A 6,537-nucleotide genomic window follows, 5' to 3' on the forward strand; every position below is an offset into this window, starting at 1 on the left:
GAGGTCACGACTTCGGCGGAACCGCGCACCACGAGCACGTCGGTCACCGGTTCCGGAATCGATCTTCGCTTCGAGATCGCAAGCAAATGCTGTTGGCTCTTGTTCTGGGCACACGAGATTAATGTATCCGTGTCGAGGCGCTCCGATTGGCTGAGCACGGGCCAAGCGACGTCAATAGAGTCGTCGGATGCCAATTTGCGCGTTAGGTTGAGGGGCGCGTTGTTGGTGCTGGCCAACTTCCCTGCCAATCGGACGCGGGCACTGGTTTCAATCTCCTGGGCAAGACGACCGATGATCTCGCCAAAGGTCCAGACTTGCTCCTCTGAGTAACTGCCCGCAATCAGCACATCGGTCGCATGCCATAGCGCCCGCAAACAGCTCTCCGGATTTCCTCGCGAAACAGCTTCTTCTAAATCGATCAAGAGTGACGCGGACTTAGCCATGGGCGCGGCTCGAAGATTGAAAAACGATCGGTATCTAAAATAATCGCGGCACGACTACACCACCTAAGGGTTGAACGACCGGTTAAGCCCTCGACCAACTCTCGGGGTTGACTTAACGGCTGCCCAACCGACACGCTGACATTTGAACTGTATGCCCCGAGACGCTACGCGAGCGGCGCACGCTATTCGGAATAGGCACCTGCCGATTGTCGCGCAAAATGGCATACAGCGCTTGGACACGGGCGATGGCATTCCGTTTGCGGAAATTGAGCTGGCCCCGAAGCTTTCCTCCAGATTCATATTCGAGACGCCGCGCTAATCCTCGCCGACCTCCCCGGCCAACCACGGACTGGACTCCCTCTCGTTTAGCCAGAGCAGTGCTTCGCGCGGTTCTAAAAAAGTGACCCGCTCCCGCGCGGTCGCGATCGGACAACCGTCAGTGAGATAAAGAAGAAATCCGCCTTCAACCCGGAACAAAATCTCGCGCCCCGTGCACTCGATCAAAGTGTCGGGATCAATAGAATCAATTGACCTCGAATGGAGCATCTGCATTCAGATAGTGTTCTCCGATTGCTCTCTTTGGGGCTTTAGTTTTTTCTTTCGCGGGTCGTTGCTGACGAAATGCACGTCGACGTTTGATCCTTCCACCCAAATGAGCTCGCAGCGTCGAAAGGCTAAACCGGTAGAGGACAAGAGCATGAAGAACTCCCTCGCCCGGAGCACGTCTGGCGATCCCTCGATTTCGAGCTTCGCGCCTGTCTCGGACACATCGACCAGTATGCAGCTCCTGCGCCAGGTCCCGTCGGCGCCCATCAGGGTGACCGGCGGTTTATGGTCGAACCTCACTCTGCGATTTTTTCGACTATCGAAGTTCACGTGGCCGCTCCCAGCAAAAGCTGGCGATGGTTGCCGCCGCGCCCGGGTCACAGAATGAATGCGGTCCTTGCGGCTAAGGCAGTTCAAGAAAATCGAAGATTTCGAATGATTGAACGGGCTGGCAACCTGTCCGCCGAAAATCACCTGCGCAACTAAGCAACTTAAACACGAAGTATGATGTCTTCACTCGGTTAATAGAAGCTTAAACGGGAACTATTTCCTAATCAGGGAGCCGCCTGAACGGAATTGCTCATAGTATTGCATGGTCGAGAGCCGCAGCCCGCTGCGGTTTCGTCGGAATTCAAAGGGACTAAGGCGCGAAGGACCTGTCGGCCAAATTTCTCGCAGGACCGAAAGGCCTGGCCTCGCCAATTTGGTTGCCGCAAAAGCGGGGCGAACACAGCTGGCGTGGCTGCAGGCATGTCTGACCCACTTGTTAGCTGGCCATGGCAGAGCGCCGGTGGTTCCTCTTGAGGCCGCTTCTCAAAGCCAGAATCGTCGCTGCGACTTCAGTTGCGGGGACCGGTCGGCTGATCAAGTACCCTTGCGCCTCGTTACAGCCTTCCGCCTTCATCTGGTTCAACTGCTCGATCGTTTCGACCCCCTCGGCCGTCGTGGTCATGCCAAGACTCTTTCCGAGGCTGGTGATGGCTCGAACAATCAACTTTGATCCGCTAACTGTCGTTGCATCACGAACGAACGACTGATCGATCTTGAGCTTGTCGAACGGGAAACTGCGCAGATAGCTCAAGGAAGAGTAGCCAGTACCAAAATCGTCCAAAGCGATCCGTAGCCCGCGCGCCTTCAGTCTATGCAGCATTGCGATCGTCTCGGCGCTGTTGCCGAGGAGCACGGACTCTGTGATCTCAAGTTCGAGTCGGTTCGAACTGAGCTTTGAAGCATCGAGCGCCTTTGCGATGACCTCCGCAAACCTTGCATCCCGAAACTGAGTGGGCGAAACATTAACGGCAATCTTGAGCTCGCTCGGCCAATTGGCTGCTTGCTCGCAGGCGTGGTTAAGTACCCATTCACCGAGCGCATTGATAAGACCAATGTCTTCTGCGATCGGAATGAATTGATCGGGCGGCACGAGCCCCTTCTTTGGATGATGCCAGCGCAACAGTGCTTCGAACCCACTGATCCGATCCAGGCGCAGATCATAAATCGGCTGATAGAACAGCGCGAACTCATCCCTCTCTAAGGCCTCCCGTAGGTCGCGCTCAATCGCTCGGCGCTGCTGCAAGCTCGCGTCCATCGCCGGCTCGAAAAACCGCCAGGTGCCCCTGCCGTCCATCTTGGACCGGTACAACGCCATGTCGGCATTCTTCAGGAGCTTTTCGCGGGTCGTGCCGTCAGATGGCGCCAATGAAATGCCGATGCTGCAGCCGGCGCTGACGCGATGCCCGTTTACTTCATACGGCGCTCCGACACACTCCACAATGCGCCGAGCCAATCGTTCGGCATCTTCGGAGTTTTGGACACCCGATTGCACGATGGCAAATTCGTCGCCGCCCAGGCGCGCCACGGTATCGACCWCGCGGACGCAGGAGCTCAGTCGGTCGGCCACCGCACATAGCAGCCCGTCGCCCACCGGATGCCCCAAGGTATCGTTGATCTGCTTGAAATTATCCAGATCGATGCAGAACACCGCAAAGCCAGACCCTCGGCCAGTCTCCGCGATGGCTCGATCGATCCGTTCGGCGAACAGTGATCGATTAGGCAGTTTAGTGAGAGCATCATGCCGGGCCATGAAGGCGATTTGCGATTGAGCGGTTTGTTGCTCCGTCACATCTTCGCAACTGATCAGCCACCCGCCGTCTGATGTCGAGCGATGCGCAATTGATACGACACGTCCATCGCTGAGATGCTGAAGATGGTTGCTGCCGTCGCGACGGGCGAGGAACTGTTCCCAGTCGCCGCGTAAATCGGCCGCGGTCTGGCTGCCATGTTTTCCAGCAGCAGCACTCAAGGAGAGCACATCTTCGAAAGTCATGCCCGGACGAACAAGCTCAGGCGAAATATCAAAGATCTCACAGAAGCGACGGTTTACGACCTGCAGCCGCGCCTCACTATCGTAAAGGCAGAGCCCCTGTGACATGTGCGTGAGTGCCGCATCCAGCCTCAGATTCGTTGCATGCAGCTCGGCCTTCTGCTGCTTTAAGCTGGTGATATCGCTATAGACCAGGATGACGCCACCCTCCTGGGTGGGACTTCGGCTCACCCGCAGCCATCGTCCATCCGAAAGGTGGGCTTCACTCGCCAATACTTCGGCGTCGCTAGACGCCCCGTTAATTCCCACCAAAGACATCTCGTCATTGGATCCATGCTCAAGCCCCACAAGGCCGGAACGAACAAGATGCGGAGCAAAGCGGATAAACTCGCTGGCCCGCGAATTGGCCAAGGCGACCTGGCCGTCCGCGTCCAGGAGCACAACGCCTTCACGAGAGTTCTCCAGCGCATCGGAAAGCCGCGCCTGCGCGGAACGCCGTTGTGCCACCTCTTGATCGACCATCGCCCTGATGTTGTTTCGCATTCTCCCCATTGCGGTCAGTAAGGTGCCCAGCTCGTCGTTCCCGCCCTCCGGAATCTCCGCATTCAAATCGCCGTCGGCAATGCTCCTCGCCGCTTTGGACGCGATCGCGACCGGTCCAATGATGCGACGCGTCAACAGCCACGAAAAAAAACCAGACAGGACCAGCGCGATGGTGAGCCCAATTATGTTGAGTTGCTGATCCCGCTTGATCGCCGCGAGCGCTCGTTGACGAAAGAGGAAGCCATCTCCCGCCGTGTAGTTCACCAGTAGTTCGATCTGCTGATTGACGACATTAGAAAGCCGATCGAGCTCAGCACTTTGTCGCGCGTTCGTATCGGAGGCCAGGATGCGTTCGGCTGGACCGGGACGTTGAAGGGCGAGCCACGCATTTGCTGCCTCCTGGACTTTGACAGCCGCGTTTGCGGCTCGCGCCGATTGCGACCGCTCGGCCGCGATAGTCACGTCTTCCAAGAGCGTCTTCGCCAGCTCTTCGATTTCTGCGTCAAACCGGACCTGAGCTGCGGGATCGAGCGAAAGCAGCCGTTTTGAAGCTGCAACGCGCATCGCGGCGAAATCGGCACCGGACGCGCGGGCGTAGTTGATCGACATCAGGGATTCGTCGAAAGTCTTGGTCACGAGGTCGCCAGCATGCCGAATGCCGAGGGTCGCGTATCCTCCTAGCGCTGCCGCAATGGCGCTCAGTGCAAGACAAAACATCACGATCGCCGTTCGAATCGAACCTCGGCTCGTAGCAAGCCGCGAACCCCCGCCGGTAAGCGAACCAGAGGCCTCGATGCCCAGAGACGATTGACCGGCAACCCTGTCGACGAACAGACCCATCCAGGCTGTCTTTCGCTGTAAAAAACTAATCGCAAACGTGGCGCACGAAAGCAAGCAGACCTGCATCGGCCTCAAATTCCAACAAGAATGACCGCAAACGATGCGGGATTCGTTAAGATCAACCTGAGATAACTATGAGACTAGCCCGGACCCGCGCATCGGGTGCGTTACGTGGGCGTTTGGTTAAATTTAGATGATCAGCGGGGTTGAAATGTCGGCTTGGTTGTTGCGGCTGCGTAGGGGCAAGTTCGCTACCCAGATCACGGTCGCGATCACGGCGGGACTCCTCGCGGGAGCCGCGCTAGGCGCAAGCCCATTTACGATTTCGCAGAAAGATCGAGAGTTCAGGCCCAGAGAAATTATCATCAGGCGTGGCGAGACTTTACGGTTCGTTAACGACGACGGCGAGCTTTTGCACCACGCTTATTTGAGCTCCGCGACCTTTGAGTTCGATAGCGGCGACCAGCAGCCGGGCAGCCAGTTCGACGTCGTCTTTTCCGTGGCTGGCGACTACACCGTGTTGTGCGGCATTCATCCCAAGATGAAGCTCGGGGTGCACGTCACCAAGTGACAGCCTAGAGAATCGATGTGTTGAAAATCGCGGCGTGGCCGACGTAATACGCGAAGAGCGTCACCGTCAGCGCCGCGCATAGTCCAACGGGAGCAAGCCAGGGGATGCGATAATCGCTTTCCATCGGCCGGTTGTCCGCAAGGACCGCAACCAGGACGACGATGATGGCCGAGTGCCCGATCACGTCGAGCTTGCCGAATTCGAAGCACGCGCTGATGAACATGCCAAGCAGCACGGCCGCCGCAACGCGCCGGACCAGTGGCGTCCAAGCCAAAGCAAAGGCGAGCGTGAATTCAACCATCCCCGCGGCCCGCATGTAGAACTCACTGTCGAATCCAAGCGTGATGCCGGGATGCTCGATCAGAAGCGGAAAACTCCATTCCGGATAGGCCCATTTTTCGACCGATGCCCACATCAAGGTCACAGCGGTTGCGTAGCGGACGACATCGAGTGCCGAAATGCCGAACAGGTCCTTTTGCAACCCGGTGAGCGCGAGATAGGAAGCGATACCCAGAAAGATTGGATAATCGGCGAGATGAAACGTGCCGTAATCGCGGACAGCCAGCCCGAATAAAATCACGATCCCAGCCGCTGAGAGCGGCATCGTACGGCGCGACAGCAGGCCGACTGCGATGGCGAGCTGCAATGGTCCCACCCAGGGGGACGCCGTTTTAAGCTCGGGGGTCAATATGATACCTCCGATCGCCCAGAGCGAAATGAAGAAAAATCCGCAAACCGCGCGCATCATGTCTTCGGTGTGTAGCCGCAATCCGTCGGTAAAGCGGTTGAGGGAGCGGGATGTGATCGCGCCCAAGGAGGTCCGCTCAACCACGCATCCGGAGAAGAACCAGAAAAGAGCGACGCCTAGAAGCAGCTCAAAATCCTGGCACAGGACGTTCTCAAGGCCACGCGGCTGGCCGGCAGCATCAAAGGCGCAGAACCATTTGACATGGGCGCTGGCCTCTCGGGTCCCCAGGATCCAGCAGGAAAGTCCCACAATGAACGCGGCAAAACGGGAGACTACTCGTGATGCCGAAACGACATCCCGCCCCTGAGACCTGAACATTTCAAGTAACCGCCCGTCTTCGAAAACGCGTCCAGATTAACGATCTTTTCAACTTAGCATAGATTTTAAGGTTTGTGGCGGACCTGCACCCGCGGCTTGCTTGGTGGTTAACAGGGCACGCCGGCCTCTTTTCACCGCCAAGCTCTCGCAAGCCCTTTCAAATTTTACAGATTTCAACGACGAGCCTTCAATCCGACTGGCGTACGGA

The 6,537-nt window shown here is 57.3% G+C and carries 6 protein-coding genes; 1 reads left to right on the top strand and 5 read right to left on the bottom strand.

The features are described 5' to 3' along the window. The 4 genes from AC1D00_RS21265 to AC1D00_RS21280 all read right to left on the bottom strand — a co-directional run. The coding region (locus AC1D00_RS21265) for a DUF2336 domain-containing protein (protein ID WP_477012011.1) at positions 1-443 on the bottom strand (443 nt) is incomplete at its 3' end. A 315-nt stretch (positions 444-758) separates the two neighbouring features. Then, positions 759-995: a hypothetical protein gene (locus tag AC1D00_RS21270; RefSeq protein WP_477012012.1), complete on the bottom strand. Its 237-nt coding sequence runs from the start codon at positions 993-995 to the stop codon at positions 759-761. After that, positions 996-1,319: a PilZ domain-containing protein gene (locus tag AC1D00_RS21275; protein WP_477012013.1), complete on the bottom strand. Its 324-nt coding sequence runs from the start codon at positions 1,317-1,319 to the stop codon at positions 996-998. 436 nt (positions 1,320-1,755) lie between these two features. Then, positions 1,756-4,758 carry an EAL domain-containing protein gene (locus AC1D00_RS21280; RefSeq protein WP_477012014.1) on the bottom strand — a complete coding sequence of 1,001 codons (3,003 nt, stop codon included), beginning with the start codon at positions 4,756-4,758 and terminating at the stop codon, positions 1,756-1,758. Between the two features lie 127 nt (positions 4,759-4,885). Here AC1D00_RS21280 and AC1D00_RS21285 point away from each other — a divergent pair, with 127 nt between their 5' ends. Then, entirely contained in the window at positions 4,886-5,263 is a 378-nt protein-coding gene (locus tag AC1D00_RS21285) for a methylamine utilization protein (protein ID WP_477012015.1), read from the top strand. Positions 5,264-5,267: 4 nt separating this feature from the next. Here AC1D00_RS21285 and AC1D00_RS21290 read toward each other — a convergent pair whose 3' ends face one another. Continuing rightward, positions 5,268-6,260 (bottom strand): hypothetical protein, encoded by a 993-nt coding sequence (locus AC1D00_RS21290; RefSeq protein WP_477012016.1) that lies wholly within the window; start codon positions 6,258-6,260, stop codon positions 5,268-5,270. Between the last annotated feature and the right edge of the window lie 277 nt (positions 6,261-6,537).

The organism is Bradyrhizobium sp. P2_E8, assembly GCF_056403875.1.